The following is a 22018-nucleotide window of genomic DNA, read 5'->3' on the forward strand; positions in this document are numbered from 1 at the left end:
GTAAGCGCCGACCACGACGATCGGGAGCGGCCCCAGGGATCCCGGGGCCGCTCCCAACGTTACGTGCAGGATCCCTCGGTTCAGAAGAACCCGATTCGGGGTAGGGGAGTGCCGTTCACCTCCAGATCCCCGATGGCCCGCGCCTTGTACGGCGTGGGGTTGTGCGAGAAGAGGGTCCGAAGATTCCGCCAGTGGCGGTCGAGATGCGCGGATGCACGGGTCGCCGACGCGCCGCCGACCGCATACAGGTCGGCGGCGGCCGTGAGCGCAAGACCCTCGATCCCGACCTTGGTCTTCGCGGCGAGCAACGAGGCCTCGTGTTCGAGCCCCGGGTCGGCGGCTCCGTGTCCGACGGCGTGCGTGGCCGCCAGATCCTGCGCGTCGGCGGCCGCGAGCACCGTCGACTCAGCCACGAAGGCGGCCGCCGAGAGCCGACCGACCACTTCGAGCAGCTGGGGGTCCGCCGCGGGGTGGTCCGCGGCGGCGAACGCGTAAGTGCGACGGCGGGTGCGCAGTTGCTCGGCGGCGTCGGTGGTCACCGACCGCAGGATGCCCGCCGCGATCGCATGCAGGATGAGCTGCGGCTGCGCGGACCGGGGCCGGGCGTCGTCCTCCCAACGCTCCCACGTGATCAGCTCGTCGGCATTCACACGGACGTCATCGAGGATCGTGGTCCCGCTCCCGGTCTCCCGCTGACCTATGCCGTCCCAGTCGTCGGCGTGGATGACGCCCGCGCGATCGGCGGGAATCAGCACGTTCACCGTGTCGCCCTTCGGATCCGCCGCGACGATCCTGAGGTAGTCCGAGTACTGACTGCCGGTGCTGTAGAACTTCCGGCCGCGCAGCACGTATCCGTCGGCGGTCGGCGTCACCGTGGTGTCGTAGGCACGGCTCCCCACGGTGTGGCTGCTCAGTTCGGAGCTGGCCCCGCCGAACAGGAGTCCGTCCGCGATCTGCGCGAGCCACGGACGTCCGGCCTCCCGATGCCGCAATCGGAGCCGATCCTCGACGAATCCCCAATGCACCCGCAGGATGTGGGGTACATCCGGGTCCGCCTCCGCGAGCCGGATCACCAACTCGAACAGCTGCCGCTTGGAGTATCCGGCACCGCCGAGCTCGACGGGGAGTCGCACGGCACCGAGACGATGGCGGCGAACCAGTTGCAGTGCCACCTCGGGGCGGCCGCCCTGATCGCGGCGGATCCGGGCGTCGGTGGCGATGCGGTCGAGGATCTCGGCCGATTCCGGCGAGTCGAGGGCCGGCGGCTGTCCGTTCCCGGATCGGACGAGGGACTCCGTCATCGTCCCACCTCCGCTCGGGCGTCGTGGAACGCCCGTGGGATCGAGTCGATCAGGGCGCGCGTGTAGTCGCTGCGCGGATCGTCGAAGATCGCGTCCACTCGGCCGGACTCGCGGACCTCGCCGAGCTGGAGCACCGTCACCGTATCCGCGAACTGTCGCACCACACTCAGATCGTGCGAGATGAACAGATAGCTCAAGCCGAGCTTCGCCTGAAGGTCTGCGAGTACCTGCAGGATCTGTGCCTGCACCACCACATCCAGTGCCGAGGTCGGCTCATCGAGCACCAGCAGGTTCGGGCTGAGGCTCAGCGCACGGGCGATCGCGACGCGTTGCCGCTGGCCGCCCGAGAGCTGCCGGATGCTCCTGTGCGTGAACGATTCGTCCAGTCCCACCAGCGTGAGCAATTCGGCCGTCCGTTCGCGGCGTCGGTGCCGGTCGCCCACCCGGTAGCGGCGCAGCGGCTCGGACACCAGCCGCTCGACGGAGTACGTCGGATCGAGTGAGTTGAAGGGATTCTGGTACACCAGCTGGAGGTTGCGGCGGGCGTCGCGCAGGTGTCGCCGTCCAAGGTGCGCGATGTCTCGGTCCGCCACCCGGATCTCGCCCGCATCAGGCTCGATCAGGCGCAAGACGATCCTTGCCAGCGTGGACTTCCCGGACCCCGACTCGCCGACCAGCGCGTGGGTCCGCCCGGACTCGACGGACAACGACACCCCCTTGAGTGCCTCGGTGCGATTCTCCCCGCGTCCGTATGTCTTTCGTATGTTGGTTACCGTGAGCGCGTAGTCGTCGCCGGTGGCCGCGGGGCGCTGGGCTTTCGCCTGTGCGAACCTGTCCAGGTTCAGGCTCGGGACATCGCCGATCAGCTCTCGCGTGTAGTCGGCCTTCGGATGTCGCAACACCTGCGTCGCCGAACCGTATTCGGCCACCCTTCCCCGATCGAGCACCAACACCTCGTCCGCGCGTTCGGCGGCCAGGGACAGATCGTGGGTCACCAGGAGGACCGACAGGCCGTTGTCGGCCTTCAGTCGATCGAGCAGATCGAGGATCGTCCGCTGGATCGTCACGTCCAGCGCCGAGGTCGGCTCGTCCGCGACGATGAGATCGGGGTGCTGGGAGATGGCGATCGCGATCAAGACCCGCTGGAGCTGCCCACCCGACAGCTCGTGCGGGTACGAACGCAGCACGCGCTCGGGGTTCACGATGCCCACCGACGCGAGGAGACCCTCTGCCCGGTCTCGGTGCGCGCCGGTCCGGGTGTACTCCGGAAGACGCGAGGTCGCGAAGGCCTCATACACCTGACGGTCGATGCGCCGCACCGGATTCAGCGATGATGTGGGATCCTGGGGCACGTAGCCGATCCTGCGCCCCCGCAACGCTCGGAACCCACGTTCGCCGAGTGATGACACGCTCCGCCCGTCGAATGTCACCATCCCCTCGACTCTCGCGCGGCCGTCGAGCAGTCGCAGGATCGCGTTCACCGCCGTGGACTTGCCCGAGCCGGATTCTCCGACGACAGCTACGGTCTCGCCACGGCGCACGCTCAGAGAGACGTCATCGACCGTAGCGGTCCGGCTGCGGCCGTATGTGACCCGGAGGTCGCGCACCGCGAGGAGTGGCGCCGACGCCCTGCCGGCACCGCCCGCGACGTCGACCTCTTCGAGTGTGGTGGTCATGTCACTTCCTCCTACCTATCGACTTACTGAGTTGGTTGAGCGAGAGCACGGTCAGCACCATCACGACACCGGGTGCGACGACGAGCCACGGGAAGCTGTAGAAGAACGCCTTGCCGTCGGCCACCTGCAGCCCCCAGTCCGAAGCGGGGGGCGGGCTCCCGTAGCCGAGGAATGCCAGTCCGGAGATGTTGATGATCGCGATGCCGAACTGCAGCACGGTAAGCGCCAGGATCGGGCGGTAGGTGTTTGGCAACACGTGCAGCAGTAGAATTTGTATCTTGTTGCCGCCCAGTAGATATGCGGACTCGACGAATGCCAGCGACTTGACGCGCAGGGTCTCGGATCTGCTCAGCCTCGCGAACACGGCCACCGACGAGGCTCCCACCGCGATTGCGGCGTTGGTGGTCGCGAAGCCCAGCGACACGACCACGATCACCGCCAGGAGGAAGGCGGGGATCGCTAGGAGGACGTCGATGAGGCGCCCCAGTGCCGCGTCGACGTACTCGCCGAAGAAGCCGGCGACCAGTCCCAGGAGACTGCCGATCACCAGGCCGATGGCCACAGCTACCAGCGAGGTGATCACCGCGGGACGTGTGCCGTAGACCACGCGCGCGAATACGTCCCGGCCCAGTTGGTCGGTGCCGAACGGATGCGCCACCGACGGAGCCTCGAACTGCTCGTGTGTGATGCCCACGTAAGGGCTGTGGTCTGTGAACAGCCCGGGTGCGACCGCCCACGCGACGACTACCAGGACGATCAGGCCCGCGAGAAGCGAGAAGCCGTTCCGTGACCGGAGCGTGTCCAGGCGGAGTCGGGATAACGATGCGAACCCGGCGCTGCTGTCGGCGCCGTTGATCCGAGTGGTCATCGCGCCGCCCCCGCCCGTCGCAGCCGCGGGTCGAGCACCGGATACACCAGGTCGACGACGAGATTGATCGCCAGGAAGATCAGCGCCGCGAGCGTCACGACGGCTTGCAGTACCGGCACGTCCTGGTCCGTCGCGGCGGTCTCGATCACCTTGCCCAGACCTGTCCGTCCGAACACGGCCTCGGTGATGATCGAGCCGCCCAGCAGATCGCCCACGATGATGGCCGAGATCGTCAGTGTGGGCAGGGCTGCGTTGGGCAGCCAGTGCCGTACGAACAGCGTGTATCTGCTGATGCCCTTCGCGACGGCCACCGTCGAGTACTGCTCGTACCGGGCCCCGTCGAGAGCGCTGATGAAGATCTGAGCGATCGGCGCGGACACCGGCACGGCCAGGGTGATCGCGGGATAGATCAGGGTGCTGACTGCGCTGTAGTCGACTATCGAGAACCAGCGCAGGCGGAACGAGAACACCGCGATCACTAGTAGACCGATCAGGAAGTTGGGCGCGGACAGGAACAGCGAGGGGAAGGCGCGCAGCACCCCGCCCCCGAACCGCGCCGGCAGGTAGCACGCACCGAGCGAGATCGCGAAGGCCAGGACGAGGGCGATACCGAAGGCGGCGGCCGCCAGCCCGAGCGTGGACGGCAGCCCGGACAGCACGACGGCCCAAACCGGCCGCCCGGCGTCCAGAGACAGGCCCCAGTCGGCGTGGAACAGGAGGCGCTGCAACGCGTACCACAGCTGTGACCAGACCGGGCGGTTCAGGTGGTAGTACGCCAGGAGATCCTGGACCTGCTGCTCGGTGTAGCCGGCCTCGGGATTACGGAGACGGGCTTCGACGGGGTCGCCGGGGAGGATGGTGACGATGACGAACACCAGCACGTAGACCAGGACCGCTGCGACGATGGCCTGGCCTATCCGGGAGAGGACGTAGTTCCGACCGTAGGACGCGCTGATGGTGCGGCCGGACCGGGCGAGCCGAAATCTGCGGGGGGCGAGCACACCGGTCATGTCAGGCGTCCAACCATGCGTCGTAGAGCTGGATACGGGGGTACCCGTCATAGGTGATTCCCTGCAGGTTCCCCGCGGCCGCGAAGTTCTGGGGGAATTCGTGAACCGGGATGAAATATGCGTTGTCGATGACGAACTCCTGTAGCCGAGCCGCAAGCGCGTAGGCTTCCTGATCCGTCTGTGCGGCGGTGATCTGTGTGAGCAACTGGTCCATGCGGCCGCCCGGCGGGGCGTCGAACTGGTCCTGTTGGCCGGTGTCCCACCACCGCCACAGGAACGTGGGGTATGCGGCCCCCCAATGGATCTCGTACAGCGGCGGCGGCGGTTCGAGATTCGGTGCGGTGACCGTGTTGTAGTTGTCGTAGTCGACGTTCTTGAGAGTCAGTTTGATGCCCACCTTCTGCCACTGTTGCGCGATCAGCGTGAGGTCGGACTTCGAAGTAGTGATGAACACGGACGGATATTCGAGCAGCTCGAGTGTCTGTCCGTCGCGCGTGCGGTAGCCGTCCTCGTCGCGCCCCGTCCAGCCCGCCTCGTCGAGCAGCCGGTTCGCCAGATCCGGGTCGTACGAGAACTTCTCGTAGAGATCGATGCCCCAGGGCGTCGCTCGGTTGAGCGGGCCCTGCGCCACCTTCCAGTTCGGCGGGTACAGGGTATCCACGATCTGCTGCCGGTCCACGGCCCGCGTGAGTGCCTGGCGGACTCTGAGATCGTCGACGTGCGGGGCCGTGATCCGGATGTGTAGGCCCCATACGCTGCCCGGCCCGAAAGCATCGATCACGTGGAACCCCTTCTTCGCCAGTCCCACCTCCGCGCTCGGCTGTGGGTAGTGGATGATCTGCGCCTGGCCGGATTCGAGTGCACCCACCCGCAATTCGTCTTCCGTGAGCTGTTGGATGGTGATCTTGTCCAGATAAGCGGGGCCGGAGTGCTTCGCGTCGAGGCGCGGCCAGGCGTAGTCGTCGCGGCGCTGCAGGATCACCTCCTTGCTCGGCGTCCACGACTGCACGGTCCACGGTCCAGTGGCGTGTGTGTTGCTCAGATCGGACTGCTCGGCCAGGGGCAGCGCGATCGTGGCGGGCGCGAGTATCGCCGTGGTGGACGAGCCCGCGAGATGCCTGATGAAGGCGGGGAACGGATCTCTCAGACTCACCTCGACCTCGTACTCGTCGACCGCGACGGCCCGTTGGTAGCTCTGCGGCAGGTTCGCGACGCGGGGAATGGCGCGTTTTGTGTCGCCGAGCCCGAACAGGTCCAGGTTCTTGGCCACGGCATCGGCGTTCAGCACCTCGCCATTGGAGAAGGTCACGCCCGTGCGAATGCCGATGGAGAACTTCGTGAAGTCGGAGTTGGCAGTGAAACCGGTCGCCAGATGGGGCAGCAGTTCGCTCTTCTCGTTGACGTAGAAGAGGTATTCGACGAACAGCGCCCAGTACTGCAGGGCGTGCCACGAACCGATCTGCTGTTGCTGGTAACCCGGATTCACCATCGCGTTGAGGTAGACGATCTCGCCGCCGGTGCGGGGGCCCGACGTGCCGGACGCCCGTGGCCGCGGCGAGCCGCCGCCGGCACACGCCGCCAACACGCCGGATCCCACTGCTGCGGCACCGAGGCCGATGAAGGCGCGACGGGTGAAATCATGTGTCATGAACGGGATCGTTTCCTTGATTCGAGGTGTGCCGCGGTGCTCACGCGCCGGGAGCCTGGACGGATAGGTCTCAGGAGCCGTAGAAGGCCTCGCCCGAGACCTGCTCCGACTGCCGGCCGTCGACGCCCCGCGGGACGTCGCCCTCGAGCGTGACCCGGTACAGCACCCGATCGTGCCCGAGATGGCCCGCGTCGGAGATCGCCAGATGGGCGGTGGCGCGGTTGTCCCAGAACGCGACACTGCCGGGCTCCCACTTGAAGCGGACGGTGTATTCGGTGCGAGTCGCCTCCTCCCACAGCAGCGACAGGATGCGTTCGCTCTGCGAGGGGCTCAGGCCGCGGACCTCCCGCGCGCCGCGCGTGAAGCCGGGGCTGACGAACAGCGCCCGCTCGCCGGTATCGGGGTGCACTCGCACGGCGGGATGGTACGAGACCAGGTTGGTCTCGCGGACCTTGCGTTCGCGCTGGCTGCCACTGGCTGCGCGCGTCGTGAACTGGTGCCGGATGTCGAGGCGGTCCACGAAGTCGCGAAGGTCCTTCGGCAGGTTCTCGTATGCCGCGACCAGGTTGGTCCACGCGGTGTCACCACCGTACGGCGGGAGGATGTGCGCGCGCAGGATCGACGCGGCGGGCGGGTTGACGAGGGCGGTGACATCGGTGTGCCAGCTGCTGTCGTAGGACGTGCGCTTGCGGCCGAGATTCGTCTCGTAACGGCGGCTGTCGATGGGCAGTATCTCTGGGAAGCCCTCCGGCGGATCCTCCTCGTGCGGGTGCGCGGGCGTGACCCTCCCGAAGAGTCGGGCGAACGCGATCTGGTCCGCGTGGCCGATGTCCTGACCCCGGAAGAACACGACCTTGTGGCGGTGCAGTGCTGAGCGGATCTCGTCCACCACGGCGGGTTCGATCGTCCCCCGGAGATCGACGCCGCTGATCTCGGCGCCGATGTATCCGGCGAGCGGCGTGACGTCCAGGCCCAGGCTGGTGCTGTCCTCGAGTTCGGTCATGGTGGCTCCTGAAGGATTGCGCGAGATGTGATTCGGCGATGCGCCTCGCGAACTCGGAGGCGACGTCACTCAGAGTCGAGCTACGGTCCCGTGCGAACAACCATGTTCTTCTACCGGATTTCTTCAGCGGTCCTTAATCGGCGCCGGCTGTTGCGCCCGCGTCACACCCGGCGGGGCCACCCCCGAGGATTTCGCCCGCCGAGATTCCTGCCTCGAATCAGATGAAACTGCAGCGCAGCGGACACTTCTCGGTGCACACCCGACTTTCGGCACCGCATCGCGCACCCGTTGGTGGGATCATCTACACATGGTTGCGGAACGGCTTTTCGGTCGACGATACGTCGATCTCATGCGCGACCGCAGCGCGATCTGTTGCCGCTGAACCCGCGCCACCGGCCGGCTGTCGTAGCCGTGCATCACCACCGATCGGCCGCATGCGTTCTCGTGTGTCGGTCCACCAAGAGGTCAGTACGACCACCAACGACTACCCCGATGCCCGATCTGGGCGCCGACCCCCGAGGGGCGAGACTGATGCTGGACCTGCGCCGGATGTCCCTGCTGTGCGACCTCGCCGAAGTCGGCTCGGTGACCGCCGTCGCCGAACGCCGATCGATCACGAGTTCAGCTGTATCGCAACAGCTTAGGGTGCTCGAAGACGAGGTCGGGGCAGTCCTCCTGCGGCGAGAGGGGCGCACGTTGGGGCTGACGCCCAGCGGACTGGTGTTGGTGGAGCACGCACGGCGGGTTCTGAAGGCGGTCGATGAGACGTTGAGTGCGGTTGCGGCGACGCGTGATCGGGCGGCGGGCCGGGTCGCGGTGGCTTCGTTCAACATGGGGATCCCGTTGCTGGCGGTACCACTCATGCGCAGGCTCCGGATCGCGGAACCCGGCATCCGGGTCGAGGTGCAGCAGCAGACGAGCCCGGCGTCCTTGCGGTTGTTGCGCCGAGGCGAGGTGGATATCGCTGTCACCTGCAGCTATGACTTTCTCGGGCACGAGGTACTTGGCGGGCTGACAAGCGAGACACTGATTTTCGAGCCATTGGTGCTGCTGGCGCCCGCGCAATGGCGACAACGTGTGCGCACCGGGGGGCTGGCGGCGCTCGCCGAAGCGCCTTGGGTGACGGGCCCGCCCGACAGCGGGCTGGGCGTCGCGGTCACTCGGTTGGCGAATGACACCGGCTTCACGGCGCGCGTCGCGCATCGGCTCGTCGGAGCGCAGAACATCTGCGAGGTGGCGGCCACGGAGGTCGCCGCGGCCGTCGTGCCGCTGCTCGCTGTCCCGGATCGGTTGGCGGGCCTGATAGTGCCCGGCGTAGACCTCGGTACCCGCACGATCAGCGCAGTCGTTCGGGACGGCCGGCGCGCCGATCCTACGATGACGTCTGTCCTGCACACGCTTGGGGCGATCGCCGACGAGGCGCTTGCCGGATCCGCCGAGTGGAGCGTCGCATCCTGAGTCGCAGTGGTCGGCACCGGATCAGTCGGCGCGGATCCCGTCGCCGATCTTCTTACCGCTCGTGAACGCGTATACGTCGCCCGAGTCCGATACGGTCACGAGCTCGCCGCCCGGTCCGATCGCGACGCCCGACGTGGACTTCACGGTGCCGGGGAGATCGAAGGTGCGCGTCGTGTCGCCGCTGTCGGTGCGGAACTCGATGAGCTTGGTGTTCCCGCCGCCCCAGTCGCGGACGACGGTGTACCCGGTCCCGCCGCGCACCTGCGCGGGAACCGACACGTTGGCGACGTCGGTGCGCCGGAACAGCTCGCGCGCGGAGCCACCGTCGTCGTGCAGCCCGATCAGCGGTGCGCGCGACGTCGCGCCCGCGGCGAGGACGATGTCGCCCGACGGGGACACCGACGGCGCGAGTTTCGTCGAGTACCCGGTGTCGTACGACCACTTGGTCTTGCCGCCGTCCGCGTCGACCGCGAGCAGCTTCCCGCCGCGGGTGTTGACGTAGAGCGTCCGCGAGTCTGCGGACAGGACCGGCGAACCCCACGGGTCGTCATCGATATCCGTGCGCTCCCATGCGATACGGATCGTATTGAGCCCGTTCACTTTTCCGTAGTCGAATGCGACCAGGTCGGAGCGCTTGGCGCCGTCCCGTCGAACGACGACATAGGCGCGGCTGCGCGCCGTGTCGACCGCGGGGGGCGCGGAGACCGGGCAGCCGGGTCCGGCGTCGGGGCAGTCTCCGAGGCCGTCTGCGTTATCCGTGACCGTCTTGTTCGGGACCAGCCCGTACGACGGGCCGAGTGGTTCGCCGCTGTGTGTGTCGAGCACCAGGACCTGCCCGATGTGCGTGACGACCAGTAGCTCGCGGGCCCCACCGAACTTCAGCCACAGTGGATCGCCCGATACGGGGCGGCGCCAGCGGATCTGGTTCGCCGAGTCGGGGGAGATCACCCAGCCGGGATTGCCCATGTAGCTGTAGTCGAACTGGTCGACCAGGGGCGTCTGCAGCTCGACACCCACACCGTCGCGCCGGCAGTAGACCTTGCGCCCGACGGTGATCTCCAGCATGAAGGTCGTGCAGCCGCTCGGGGTCTTCGCCGTGACCGAGGTGTAGCCGCGGTTGGTGATCGAAGGGGGTGCCAGATTGGTTCCGCCCAGGGGGCGCGTCCAAGCGGGCACCAACGTCTTGGCGGCGTTCAGGTCGGCATACGACGAGTTGTGGCCGTTGCCGCCCATGCCGGGCCAGACGGCGGAGTCGTTCGCGTCGACCCAGGAGGTGTCCGGGCTGCATGCGGCCAGCACCGCAGCCGCGGCGGCGATCGCCACCGCCACGCGGCCGCGCGCCCACGGTCTCACCACCATCACACTCCTTCTTCGCGTCAGCGCCCTAGACACTATCGCGACAGCCCGGCCGTCCCCCCAGGCGCGCCACGGCCCCGGTGCGGCGTCGCCTAATGTTGATGCCCATGACGAGCATGTGGAACTCGCCGTACCGGACCCGGTGGCGTCATGCCGACCAGGCCGACGATCAGGCGCGTTTCCTCAGTCCCGCGTCGCTGCGCTGGGTTCTGAAGAACAAGGCCTACACCCCCTGGTACCTGGTCCGGTACTTCCGGCTCGCGAAGTTCCGGCTGGCGAACCCGCACGTGGTCCTCAAAGGCATGGTGTTCCTCGGGAAGAACGTCGAGATCCATGCGACGCCGGGACTCGGACGCCTCGAGATCGGCCGCTGGGTGCATATCGGCGACGACAACAAGATCCGCTGCCACGAGGGGTCGCTGCGCATCGGGGACAAGTCGGTCTTCGGTCGCGACAACGTGATCAACTGCTACATCGACATCGAGTTCGGCGCGGCCTCGCTCGTTGCGGACTGGTGCTACATCTGCGATTTCGACCACAAGATGGACGACATCAACATCCCCATCAAGGACCAGGGCATCGTGAAGGGCCCCGTGCGGATCGGAGGCGACACCTGGGTGGGCACCAAGGTCACCGTCACGCGCGGCACCATCGTCGGCCACGGCAGCGTGCTCGGGGCCCACGCCGTCGTCCGCGGCGTGATCCCGCCGTACTCGATCGCCGTGGGCTCGCCGGCCAAGGTCATCAAGAACCGGAAGGACATGTGGGACGAGGCTGCCGACCAGCGCGCCGAGCTCGAGCGGGCGCTCGCCGACATCGAGCGCAAGAAGCAGGGTGCGAAGGGGCTCCCAGAGTAGGTCCGTGACCTCGGGCGTGGGAGGCGGCGAGCGGCATGAGGCGTCGCTCGCAGCGACCGGTTGCGGAGCCCGTCCGGGCAGGAAGCCTCAGGCCATCGGATTGGTCGGATCCCGTTCCGGGAGTGGGCGCTCGTCGATGATCCTGCGTCCCAATGGATCCCGAGGGCGTCGCTTGGCGGCGAGGTACACGGCGGCCGTCTCGCGGGCCACAGCCTCCCAGGTGAGGCTCTCGACCTCGGCTCGCGCCGTGACGGCACGGGCCCGGGCCGCTGCAGGGTCGTCGAGCACCTCCCGGATCGCCGCGGTGAGCGCCGGAACATCGGCAGGCGGGGCGGACAACCCTGTCTCGCCCGTGCGAACGAAGTCGGCGAGCCCGCCCGCCGTCGACGCGACCAGGGGTACACCGGTAGCGGCCCCCTCGAGCGCGACGATGCCGAAGGGCTCGTACCGGCTGGGGATCACCAGCGCATCCGCGGTGTGCATGAGCGCGATCAGCTCCTCGTGGCCCAGGGAACCGAGGAAGTCCACGGCCCGGAGGACGCGGTGCTCGCGCGCGACCCCGCGCAGCCACGCGGCCTGCGTCCCGTCGCCGGCGACGGCCAGCGTGGTGCCCGGGTGCGAGCGCCGCACCCGGGCGAGCGCCGCTATGAGGTCCTGCACGCCCTTCTCGTATTCGAGCCGACCGACGTACAGCAGGCGCGCACGATCGGTGCCGCGCGGCCCGGGCCGGACCGGCCACAGCGTCGCGTCGATGCCGTTGGCGATCGTGTGCAGTTGCGCGAGGCCCGGCCCGAAGAGCCGGGCTACCTCGTCGGACATCGAGCGCGAGCACGTGATCACCGCGTCCGACTCCCGCGCGAGCCACCACTCCGCCGAGTGCACCTGCCGGTTGACCGGCCCGGACACCCATCCGCTGTGCCGGCCGGCCTCGGTGGCGTGGATCGTCGACACGAGCGGGGCGTCGAAGGTCTCTGCGAGCCCGACGGCGGCGTGCGCGGCGAGCCAGTCGTGGGCGTGTACCACGTCGGGTACCCACGGGCGGTGCACCGAACCGGCCCCCGTGCGGTCGAGGTCGCTCACACCCGCTGCGCTCGCCCCGAGGCCCGTGAGCCGCAACCCGGCCCGCAGCATCGAGTGACCCATCGACAGCACCCAGGCCATCATGTCGGTGCCGAACTCGAGGTGCAGGGGATCCTCCGCTGCGGCGATGACTCGGACACCGTCGACGACGGTGTCCGAGGTCGGATGCGACTGTGGGTCCGTGCCGGTGGGCTGCCGGGACAGGACGACCACCTCGTGCCCCTGTGCGGTGAGTTGGAGCGCGAGGTGGTGTACGTGTCGACCCAGCCCACCGACGACGACCGGCGGATACTCCCACGACACGAGCAGAACCTTCATGCACGATCTCCTGCCAGGAGCCGGGCGTCGAGCCCGGGGAACGGGTTGTCGGCGTGCCGCCACGCGGTCGCGAGCGTCGCCGCCCGGTGCTCGTCGCCGCGCTCGGCCGCGTCCGCGATCTCGCGCAGAGCGTGTGCGTGCTTGTACGCGCGATCGCGGGCGTACCCGGCTGCGGTGTCCTTGGAGACCATGAACGGCCAGTCGCTCTGGAGCGCGAGCAGCGCCTCGACCAGCAGTTGATCGGCGACGCGGTCACGTCCCGCCGCGCTGTCCCGCTTGTCCAGGACGCGCAGCACCGTGGTCGTCAGATCCTCGTTGAGCGAGGTGAACTCGCGCACCTGTGGCCCTTCCCAGACCCGCCAGTCCTTCCCCGAACCCCATGAGCTCGAAGGGATCTCGCGAGGGGCGCCGACGTAGTCGCGTTCCGCCGCGGAACGTAGCGTCCCGACCTCGACGCCGGCCTCGGGTAGGGCGCGCAGCACGCGTTCGAGCCAGATCGGGCCCTCGTACCACCAGTGCCCGTACAGCTCCGTGTCGAACGCGGCGACGACGAGCGCGTCGCGGCCGATGCGTGCGCTCTCATCGCGGATCCGCCTGCGCACCGTGTCGACGAAGTCCGCTACATGCCTGTCGATCGCGCGGTCGGCACGCTCGGGGTCGTAGGGAGCCTTGCGGTCCTGAGCGACCTTCTTGCCCGTGACGCGGCTGCGCTTGAGCCCCGTCGCGTGGTCGATCGCGTAGAAGTCGCGGTACGCGGAGTGGCCGGGGTAGCCGGAGCGCGGCGACCAGACGCGATAGCTGACCGGGAGGTCGCGGCCGAACGCCAGCACACCCGAACCGCCCACGGGCCGTGCAAGCGCGGTGTCCCCGCCGAGCGTCGGCCCGTCGACCATGAAGTGCGTCACCCCGGCGGCCCGGTAATCGTCCTCCATACCCGGCTTGTACGCGCATTCGGGCGCCCAGATCCCGCCGGAGCGTGTGCCGAACCTCTCGGACCCGTACCGCAGTCCCTCGCGCAACGCGAACTCCCGCAGTCGTGGGTGCAGCAGGGGCTGGAAGGGATGCGCGAGCGGCCCGCCGAGCAGCTCGACGGTGCCGGCGTCGGCCAGGCCGCGAAGCACAGGACTGCCGCCGTGGCGCCAGTCGCGCTCGAACAACTCGAGGGCGTGCGCGGACGCGCGGTGCTCGCGCGTGCCCACATCCTGCACGACGGGGTCCGGCGACAACGCGGCCTCGTGGGCCCGGAGCTGCCAGTTGCCCAGCCAGTGATGCATCGCGCGCAGGCAGTAGGGATCGTCGAGCTGGGCGGCGAGGACGGGCGTGACGCCGAGGGTGAGCTGGTCGGCGCGGCCGTCGTCGGCGAGGCGCCCGAGCATCTCGGCGACAGGCAGATACGACGCTGCCCACGACTGGTAGAGCCATTCCTCGCCGACCGGCCACGCGCCGTGGTGCGCGAGCCAGGGGAGATGGGAGTGCAGGACGAAAGCCAGCATCCCGGGTTCGCGCGATGTGCTCACCCGTCGGCCTTGCGTGCGTAGAAGAGCAGGTCGAGGCTGTCCGGAGCGTCGGCCCGGATGTCGAAGTCGGCGGCGATCACATCGGCGACGTCGCGCGAGAGGTCGTCAGGCCACGGCTCGCCTGCCAGGGAGCGCTCGATCTGAGCGTCGATGAACGAGCCGCCGTGCCGGGCGTCGAGGTCGCATAGCCGCGATCCATGGAAGACGCCGAGCTTCTCGGTGACGGTGAGTCCGACGTCGTCGAGCAACTCGGCGAGCTCGTCGGAGTTCAGCTCGCGGGTATGGAACGGATTCAGGGGAGTGTCGCGACCGGGGGAGAAGGTGACGCGGTTGGGCGTCGAGATCGCGAGTTCGCCGCCCGGGCGCAGCACGCGGGCGACCTCGGCCAGGAATTGTGACTGATCCCATAGGTGTTCGATGACCTGGAAATTGACCACCGCGTCGACGGCGTCGTCGGGCAACGGAAGCTCGGCGAGATTGCCGTGCAGCATGCGCACCTGGGGGTAGGCGGCGCGGACGTGCGCCACAGCCTGCTCGTCGTAGTCGAGTGCCGTCACGTTCGCGCCGGCACCGGCCAGCATCGCCGCGCCGTAACCCTCGCCGCTACCCGCCTCCAACAGGGACTTTCCCGCATAGCGTTCGGTGATCGCGAGGTACGCGATCTCGTGCCGACGGAACCAATAGTTCTCCTCGGGGATGCCGGGGACGGTCCGCTCGCCGGTGAGGGGCAACGATTCGCACATTCTGGGAAGCCTAACGTTCATGCGCCGTCGATCACACGGGCCTGGACAGCTACTAACTGGTAACTTACTCTGCGGTAAGACGATGTGCCCGGCAGTGGGGCGGCACGCGGCGGGTCAGCCGCACCACCCTGCTTTGCCCGGGCCGTGCGGTGTGAGAATGTCCCTGGAGAGTATCCACAGATGCAGGAGGGTCGACGAAGACCAATGACCAACGTTGTCGTACTCATCAAGCAGGTTCCCGACCCCGGGTCCGAGCGCAAGCTGTCCGACGATTTCACCATCGATCGGTCGATCGATCCGTGGCTCGAGGAGATCAACGAGCGCGCGGTCGAGGAGGCATTGAAGATCAAAGAGGCCAACGGCGGCGAGGTCACCGTGCTGACGGCCGGTCCGGCGTCGACCACCGACGCGATCCGTAAGGCTCTGTCGATGGGTGCCGACCGGGCTGTACACGTGCAGGACGACGCGATCGGCGGTTCGGATGCGGTGCAGACCGGTCTGCTCCTGACCTACGCGCTCGGAGCGATCGAGGGTGTGGACCTGGTGATCGCCGGTAACGAGGCCACGGACGGCCGAGTCGGCGCCGTGCCCGCCATCATCGCCGAAGCGCTGGGACTGCCGCAGTTGACGCACATGCGCAAGCTGGTCGTCGACGGCGACACCGTGCGTGGAGAGCGGGAGACCGACGAGGGCATCTTCGAGCTGGAGGCGTCGCTGCCTGCGATCGTCTCGGTGAACGAGAAGATCAACGAGCCGCGGTTCCCGTCGTTCAAGGGCATCATGGCCGCGAAGAAGAAGGAGATCCGGGTGCTGTCCCTCGCGGACATCAACCTGGAGTCGACGGACGTTGGCGGCGCGAACGCGAGCACCTCGGTGACGGGCGTGACCCCGAAGCCGCCGAAGCAGGCGGGCGAGAAGGTCGTCGACGAGGGTGACGGCGGCCAGAAGGTCGCGCAGTTCCTCATCGGCCAGAAGATCATCTAAGACCACTCGACCCCTGTAATCCAAGGAGGATTTACCGACCATGGCAGATGTTTTGGTCCTCGTCGAGCAGGTCGACGGGACGCTCAAGAAGATCACGGCCGAGCTACTGACCGCCGCCAAGGTGCTCGGTGAGCCGGCGGCGGTGGTGGTCGCCGCACCCGGCACCACCGACAAGCTGGCGGATCAGCTCAAGGCTGCGGGCGCGGCGAAGATCTACCGCGCCGAGTCCGACGACGCCGAGTCGTACCTGGTGACGCCTAAGGTCGACGTCCTGCAGCAGCTGGTGGAGAACCAGGGCGCTGCGGCCGTGCTGACGGCGGCGAACGTGGAGGGCAAGGAGGTGTCGGGCCGACTCGCGTACAACCTCGGTTCGGGCCTGCTCGTCGATGTCATCGAGGTCAAGCCCGGCGGCGCCGGTGTGCACTCGATCTTCGGCGGCGCGTTCACCGTGGACGCGCAGGCGGGCGGCGATGTGCCGGTGTACTCGCTCCGCCCCGGTGCGGTCGAGGCCGACGGTGTCGCCGGTGCCGGCGAGATCGTCGACGTCACGTTCCCCGAGGTTCGCGAGAACGCGGTGAAGATCACCTCGAAGCAGCCCATCGAGGGCGGCTCCCGCCCGGAGCTGACGGAGGCGTCGATCGTCGTCTCCGGTGGCCGCGGTGTCGGCTCGGCGGAGAAGTTCTCCGTGGTCGAGGAGCTCGCCGACTCCCTGGGTGCCGCCGTGGGTGCATCGCGTGCCGCGGTCGACTCGGGCTTCTACCCCGGCCAGTTCCAGGTCGGCCAGACCGGTAAGACGGTCTCGCCGCAGCTCTACATCGCGCTGGGCATCTCGGGTGCGATCCAGCACCGCGCCGGCATGCAGACCTCGAAGACGATCATCGCCGTCAACAAGGACGACGAGGCTCCGATCTTCGAGATCGCCGACTACGGCATCGTGGGTGACCTGTTCGACGTCGCCCCGCAGCTGACCGAGGCGGTCAAGGCCCACAAGGGCTAGCCGACACCTCGACGCCGAACCCCCGACCTCGCCCCGAGGCCGGGGGTTCGGCGTTCGTGTGCAGAAATGGCAGCCGGATCGAGGCGGATCGGCTGCCATTACTGCACATACCCCGGTTCGAGGGATCCGGGCACGGGGATGGTGCGTCTAACTGATGTGGAGGAAGTGCATGCGGTCACGGCGACCGGCCGGCTGGTGGCTGAGGTGGGACGCTATTCCGCTCGGACCCGATTCCGGAGCGTCACCTACGGCGTCCGCGGCCCGCTCCTCGAAGACCCGCACGCCTCAGGCGAATGGCAGCAGTTGGCCGAGGCGATCGTCACCGTCTGCCCGCAGGCCGTGCTGTGCGGGTGGAGTGCTGCGCGTCTGCTGAACCATCCGATGGCCGGCTCTCGCGACCGGCTCGAGGTGTGGACGCCGCGTCAGATGCGGCGCGCCGGCGTCGTGCGGCGCGCGGCCGAACTCCCCAGCGGTGACACGACCGTTCGTCGAGGTCTGCCGTGTACGAACGCGCTGCGCACCGCGATCGACTTGGCACGTTACGAAGCGGGTGACGAGGCGATCGCCGCGTTGGACCAGTGTCTGCGGCGCAGGCGGGGCTACCGCGCGGACGTGACCGAAGATCTCATCGCCGGTTACATCCGCGAGCACCGCCCGTGGCGTGGCACCCGGGTCCTGCAGGTACTGGCCGAGGCCGACGGCCGCGCGGAGTCGCCGTGGGAGACGTTCACGCGTCTGACCCTGCATCGCGGGGGCCTGACATCCTTCGTCCCGCAGGTCCCGGTGCTGGGCGGCACTTACCGCCTCGATCTGGCCGACGAGGATCGCAGGGTGGGCGTCGACTACGACGGCGCCTACCACCGCGACGCGGATCAGCACGCAGCGGACGTCGAGCGGTGGAACGTGCTGCAGTACGACTTGGGCTGGGACCTGGTGCTTGTCACCGCCGGTCCGCTGACGAACGACCGTGCGACGTTGCTGCGGCGCGTGCGCACGGCGATGGCCGCGCGCGCCTGACATCCGGTTGCAGTAATGGCAGCCGGATCGAGGCGGATCGGCTGCCATTACTGCAACCGATCACGCCGCGAGCCACGCGTCGAGGTCCGGGCCGAGGAGTTCGGCACCGTCGCGTGCCAGCAGGATGCCGCGGCTCAGGCCGGGCAGCGCGGCAGGCACCGATTCGACAGGGCGCTCGTCGCCGTGGGCGGCGAGGACCCGCGCGGTGAGCTCGGGCAGCGCGATCGCCTCGGGGCCGGCGATCGAGCGGGCGGCGCCGCGTGTGCCGCACTCGTCGACCAGCACCCGCGCCACGGTCTCGGCCGCGATCGGCTGCACCAGCCAGTCCTGGACCGTGACGCGGTCATCGGTGAACGACACGGCCGCGGGATTGGTAGCGAACTCGAACCACTGCGCAGACCGCACGATGGTCGAGGAGACACCGCTCTCGCGGATGATCCGTTCCTGCTCGCGCTTCGCCAGGTAGTAGGCGAAGCCGTCGAAGTCGGGAAGGTCGATTCCCTCGATCGACAGATGCACGAGATGGGCCTCGGCTGCGGCACATGCTGCGACGACGTGACTGGTGGCGATCGCGAACGCCTCGACGACGTCCTGGTCGGGATCGGTGGGGAAGGCGTTGGAGGCGTCGATCACCGCGTCCACTCCCTCGAGCGCCGCAGCCAGCCCGGCGCCGGTATGCAGATCCACCCCGGTCGAGCGCGATATCTCGACGACCTCGTGTCCGGCTCGTCGTGCTGCCGCGGTGGTGAGCGAGCCCGCGGTTCCAGTTGCTCCGATGACGGCGATTCTCATAACCTGGATACTACATATCCTGATTAAATGCCCGATGGGAAGTCCGTGCGGATGTCGGGCGTTATCCTCCAGTGTGATCATGAAGCAGCCCGAGCGCGACGTCGTGTACCTCGACCACGCCGCCGACACCCCGATGGTGCCGGAGGCGGTCGTCGCGATGGCGGAAGCAGCGGCGCGGCCGGGCAACGCCTCGTCGGTGCACGGTTCCGGGCGCCGCGCACGCAGGCTGCTCGAGGAGGCTCGTGAGTCCATCGCGCGTGATCTCGGCGCCCGCCCATCCGAGGTCGTCCTCACCGGCGGCGGCACGGAGGCCGACAACCTCGCGGTCAAGGGGATCTTCTGGGCACGCCGGGCCGCGGACCCGGCACTCACCACGGTGATCGCGTCGGCGATCGAGCACCACGCCGTCCTCGACGCCGTCGATTGGCTGCGGGTGCACGAGGGGGCGCGCGTCGTCTGGCTCCCCGTCGACGGTGCCGGGCGCGTCGACCCGGCCGTGCTGCGTTCGGCGCTCGACGAGCATGCCGACACCGTCGCCGTAGTGACCGTCATGTGGGCGAACAACGAGGTGGGCACCGTGCAACCCATCGCCGAGCTGGCCGCAGCGTGCGTCGCCGCAGGCGTTCCCATGCACTCGGACGCAGTGCAGGCGGCAGGGCACGTCGCCGTCGACTTCGAGGCCAGCGGGCTGTCCGCCATGACGCTCGCCGCGCATAAGTTCGGCGGCCCACAGGGCGTCGGCGCCCTGCTCATCGGACGGACTGTGCCGTGCACGCCCCTCGCGCACGGTGGCGGGCACGAGCGGGATCTGCGGTCCGGCACCCCCAATGTCGCGGGCGCCGCGGGTATGGCCGCCGCACTGCGCGTCGCGACGGCGCGCCTCGTCGTGGACTCGGCTCGCCAGGCGGCACTGCGCGACCGGCTGTTGGCGGGCGCCCGGGCCCTCGATGGTGCCGTCGCCAACGGCGCCGCCGCGAGCGGTGGACCGGCTCTGCCCAACATCGCGCACGTATCGTTCGCGGGTTGCGAGGGCGACTCCTTGCTCATGCTGCTCGACGCCAAGGGCATCGAATGCGCCACGGGCTCCGCGTGCAGCGCGGGCGTCGCACAGGCCAGCCACGTGCTCCAGGCGATGGGCGCCGACGCGGATTCTGCGCGCGGATCCCTGCGGTTCTCGTTCGGGCACGACACCACCGAATCGGATATCGACGCGGTGCTCGCGGAGTTGGACCAGGTCGTCGCCCGTGCGCGCGCTGCAGGACTCACGACGGTTGCGGAGGGCCGATAGATGCGGATATTGGCGGCGATGAGCGGCGGTGTCGACTCGGCGGTGGCCGCGGCCCGCGCGGTCGAGGCCGGACACGATGTCGTCGGTGTTCACCTGGCGTTGTCCGAAGCACCTGGAACGCTGCGCACCGGCTCGCGGGGCTGCTGCTCCAAGGAGGACGCGGGCGATGCCCGCCGCGCCGCGGATGTGCTCGGAATACCCTTCTACGTATGGGATTTCGCAGCGCGGTTCCGCGAGGACGTCATCGAGGACTTCGTCGCGAGCTATGCCGCGGGTGAGACCCCGAACCCGTGCCTGCGCTGCAACGAGAAGATCAAGTTCTCCGCGCTCGCGGACCGCGCGCAGGCCCTGGGTTTCGATGCCGTCGCGACGGGTCACTACGCGCGGCTGTCCGGCGGCGAGCTGCGCCGCGCCGTCGACGCCGATAAGGACCAGTCCTACGTTCTCGGGGTGCTGACCGCTGACCAGCTCACGCGCGCGATGTTCCCGGTCGGGGACACGCCGAAGCCGCTGATCCGCGCCGAGGCCGCCGAGCGTGGGCTCGCGGTCGCCGAGAAACCCGACAGCCACGACATCTGCTTCATCCCCTCCGGCGATACCCAGGCGTTCCTGGGTGCGCGGATCGGGATGCGGCCGGGGGCGGTCGTCGACGCGGATACCGGTGAGCGGCTCGCCGAGCACGGGGGAGTGCACGAGTTCACCGTCGGGCAGCGTAAGGGCCTCGGGCTGCCCGGCCCGGCGCGCGACGGACAGCCCCGGTACGTCACCTCGATCGACGCGGAGTCCGGCACCGTCGAGGTCGGACGGGCGGAGCGGCTGGAGGTCACCCGCATCGTCGCCGACGGAGCCGTGTGGACCGCCGGGAGCGCACCGTCGGGCTCGGTGGAGGCGATGGTGCAGGTACGCGCGCACGGCGGCCTGGCGCCGGTGACCGCGCGCGCCGAGGGCGACACGATCGTCATGGACCTCGCGGAACCGCTACGCGGTGTCGCCCGCGGGCAGGCCGCCGTGCTGTATCTTCCGGACGCCGAACGGGGCGACCTCGTACTGGGATCGGGCACCATCAGTGCGACCGACTCGGTGGTCCATGCCTGATCTCGACCTGGCCGGGGCAGCAACCGGTATCGGCTCGCACCCGGGTACCGATCCCCGCGCGGCGGCGGAGATCGTGGTCGGCGAGGTGGCGTTGCCCTATGTTCCCGAGCTGCCCGCGCGCGGACTGGGCGCCGACATGATCGGGCGCGGGGCGGGGCTGCTCGTCGACGTCCCGCTCGACGTGTCGACCACCGGCTACCGGATAGGCGGGCCGAAAGGTGCTGTCGGACAGAAGGCCTCGGACCTGCTGCGCCGTGACGTCGACGCGTTCGAGGAGGCGTACGAGGTGGCGGGTCTGCGTGGCACCGGCCGCGTCGTCAAGGTGCAGGCGGCGGGCCCGCTGACTCTCGCCGCGTCCCTGGAGCTCGTGAACGGGCATCGCGCCGCACGCGACCCGGGGGCACGTCGCGACATCGCCGAGTCGCTCGCGGAGGGGCTGCGGGGGTACGCCGCAGACGTTGCTGGGCGGTGCGGGGCCAGCGTCGTCGTGCAGCTCGACGAACCCATGCTCGGCACCGTCCTGACCGGCCGGATCCCCGCACTGACCCGGCTCGATCCCATCCCGGCTCTGCCCGTGCCGGATGCGACGGATCTGCTCAACCGCGTGGTGGACGGCCTAGAGACGACGCTGCTGCACGTGTGCGGCGACGTCGACTGGGCGGTGGTCCGTGGCACGCACGTAGACGGCGTCTGCGTCGACGTAACGCGCCTCAGCGAACGCGACTACGACGGGATCGGCGAGTTCGTCGAGTCCAGCCGGCTGCTCGCACTCGGCCTGGTGCCGGCCGTCCCGGCCGGGCGGGCACCCGTGCTCGAGACGGTGCTCGAGCCCGCAGTGCGGCTGTACGACGCCGTCGGTCTGCCCCGCGCCGCCTTCGCGCGCACGGTCGTATCGCCCGCGTGCGGTCTCGCGGGCGCGCCGGATGCGTACGTCAGGCCGGCGCTCGCGCTCGCGACCCGTGCGGCCGAAGCGCTGTACGCCGACCCTGCTGCGCTCTGAGTACCAGAAC

19 protein-coding genes are annotated in these 22018 nt (G+C 68.8%); 8 read left to right on the plus strand and 11 right to left on the minus strand.

All coding sequences use genetic code 11. The annotated features are described in order from the left end of the window. Positions 1-80: 80 nt before the first annotated feature. The 6 genes from P0W64_RS04620 to P0W64_RS04645 form a co-directional block, all read right to left on the minus strand. Positions 81-1301: an acyl-CoA dehydrogenase family protein gene (locus P0W64_RS04620; RefSeq protein WP_275478892.1), complete on the minus strand. Its 1221-nt coding sequence runs from the start codon at positions 1299-1301 to the stop codon at positions 81-83. Continuing rightward, positions 1298-2977, minus strand: a complete 1680-nt coding sequence (locus tag P0W64_RS04625) for an ABC transporter ATP-binding protein (RefSeq protein WP_275478893.1) — start codon at positions 2975-2977, stop codon at positions 1298-1300. Before P0W64_RS04625 ends, P0W64_RS04620 begins: the two co-directional genes overlap by 4 nt. 1 nt (position 2978) lies before the next feature. Further along, positions 2979-3845 carry an ABC transporter permease gene (locus P0W64_RS04630; RefSeq protein ID WP_275478894.1) on the minus strand — a complete coding sequence of 289 codons (867 nt, stop codon included), beginning with the start codon at positions 3843-3845 and terminating at the stop codon, positions 2979-2981. Then, positions 3842-4855 (minus strand): ABC transporter permease, encoded by a 1014-nt coding sequence (locus tag P0W64_RS04635; RefSeq protein WP_275478895.1) that lies wholly within the window; start codon positions 4853-4855, stop codon positions 3842-3844. The genes P0W64_RS04630 and P0W64_RS04635 overlap by 4 nt, the downstream gene beginning before the upstream one ends. Before the next feature lies 1 nt (position 4856). Beyond that, complete coding sequence (locus tag P0W64_RS04640) at positions 4857-6503, minus strand: ABC transporter substrate-binding protein (protein ID WP_275478896.1); 1647 nt, start codon at positions 6501-6503, stop codon at positions 4857-4859. 70 nt (positions 6504-6573) lie between these two features. Next, entirely contained in the window at positions 6574-7506 is a 933-nt protein-coding gene (locus tag P0W64_RS04645) for a TauD/TfdA family dioxygenase (protein WP_275478897.1), read from the minus strand. A 492-nt stretch (positions 7507-7998) separates the two neighbouring features. On the opposite strand from P0W64_RS04645, the gene P0W64_RS04650 reads away from it, so the two are divergent. Then, positions 7999-8964 carry a LysR family transcriptional regulator gene (locus P0W64_RS04650; RefSeq protein WP_275478898.1) on the plus strand — a complete coding sequence of 322 codons (966 nt, stop codon included), beginning with the start codon at positions 7999-8001 and terminating at the stop codon, positions 8962-8964. Between the two features lie 21 nt (positions 8965-8985). Here P0W64_RS04650 and P0W64_RS04655 read toward each other — a convergent pair whose 3' ends face one another. Continuing rightward, on the minus strand, positions 8986-10323 hold the full coding sequence (locus tag P0W64_RS04655) for a PQQ-binding-like beta-propeller repeat protein (RefSeq protein ID WP_275478899.1): 1338 nt from the start codon (positions 10321-10323) through the stop codon (positions 8986-8988). A gap of 104 nt (positions 10324-10427) precedes the next feature. On the opposite strand from P0W64_RS04655, the gene P0W64_RS04660 reads away from it, so the two are divergent. After that, a complete protein-coding gene (locus tag P0W64_RS04660) occupies positions 10428-11177 on the plus strand; it encodes an acyltransferase (RefSeq protein ID WP_275478900.1) in 750 nt (249 codons plus the stop codon). A gap of 87 nt (positions 11178-11264) precedes the next feature. On the opposite strand, the gene P0W64_RS04665 is transcribed toward P0W64_RS04660, so the two are convergent. The 3 genes from P0W64_RS04665 to P0W64_RS04675 are packed head-to-tail and all read right to left on the minus strand — an operon-like array spanning position 11265 to position 14835. Beyond that, on the minus strand, positions 11265-12575 hold the full coding sequence (locus P0W64_RS04665) for a glycosyltransferase family 4 protein (RefSeq protein WP_275478901.1): 1311 nt from the start codon (positions 12573-12575) through the stop codon (positions 11265-11267). Beyond that, a complete protein-coding gene (locus P0W64_RS04670; protein WP_275478976.1) occupies positions 12572-14068 on the minus strand; it encodes a glycoside hydrolase family 57 protein in 1497 nt (498 codons plus the stop codon). The genes P0W64_RS04665 and P0W64_RS04670 overlap by 4 nt, the downstream gene beginning before the upstream one ends. 20 nt (positions 14069-14088) lie before the next feature. Beyond that, complete coding sequence (locus tag P0W64_RS04675) at positions 14089-14835, minus strand: class I SAM-dependent methyltransferase (RefSeq protein WP_275478902.1); 747 nt, start codon at positions 14833-14835, stop codon at positions 14089-14091. Between the two features lie 204 nt (positions 14836-15039). On the opposite strand from P0W64_RS04675, the gene P0W64_RS04680 reads away from it, so the two are divergent. From P0W64_RS04680 to P0W64_RS04690, 3 genes are all read left to right on the plus strand, one after another. Continuing rightward, complete coding sequence (locus tag P0W64_RS04680; protein WP_275478903.1) at positions 15040-15819, plus strand: electron transfer flavoprotein subunit beta/FixA family protein; 780 nt, start codon at positions 15040-15042, stop codon at positions 15817-15819. 40 nt (positions 15820-15859) lie between these two features. Next, entirely contained in the window at positions 15860-16816 is a 957-nt protein-coding gene (locus tag P0W64_RS04685; protein WP_275478904.1) for an electron transfer flavoprotein subunit alpha/FixB family protein, read from the plus strand. Positions 16817-16972: 156 nt separating this feature from the next. Further along, positions 16973-17833: a hypothetical protein gene (locus tag P0W64_RS04690; protein WP_275478905.1), complete on the plus strand. Its 861-nt coding sequence runs from the start codon at positions 16973-16975 to the stop codon at positions 17831-17833. Positions 17834-17893: 60 nt separating this feature from the next. On the opposite strand, the gene P0W64_RS04695 is transcribed toward P0W64_RS04690, so the two are convergent. Then, positions 17894-18625: an NAD(P)H-binding protein gene (locus P0W64_RS04695; protein WP_275478906.1), complete on the minus strand. Its 732-nt coding sequence runs from the start codon at positions 18623-18625 to the stop codon at positions 17894-17896. Positions 18626-18704: 79 nt separating this feature from the next. On the opposite strand from P0W64_RS04695, the gene P0W64_RS04700 reads away from it, so the two are divergent. From P0W64_RS04700 to P0W64_RS04710, 3 genes are read left to right on the plus strand one after another with little or no spacing between them, the layout of a single operon-like run. Then, the gene (locus P0W64_RS04700; protein WP_275478907.1) at positions 18705-19913 is read left to right on the plus strand and encodes a cysteine desulfurase family protein; all 1209 of its coding nucleotides are present in this window, start codon (positions 18705-18707) and stop codon (positions 19911-19913) included. After that, positions 19914-21008 carry a tRNA 2-thiouridine(34) synthase MnmA gene (mnmA, locus tag P0W64_RS04705; RefSeq protein ID WP_275478908.1) on the plus strand — a complete coding sequence of 365 codons (1095 nt, stop codon included), beginning with the start codon at positions 19914-19916 and terminating at the stop codon, positions 21006-21008. Next, positions 21001-22008, plus strand: a complete 1008-nt coding sequence (locus tag P0W64_RS04710) for a methionine synthase (RefSeq protein WP_275478909.1) — start codon at positions 21001-21003, stop codon at positions 22006-22008. Before mnmA ends, P0W64_RS04710 begins: the two co-directional genes overlap by 8 nt. Positions 22009-22018 lie beyond the last annotated feature (10 nt).

The sequence above is a fragment of the Tsukamurella sp. 8F genome (assembly GCF_029167375.1).
In the GTDB taxonomy this organism is placed as follows: Bacteria; Actinomycetota; Actinomycetes; order Mycobacteriales; family Mycobacteriaceae; genus Tsukamurella.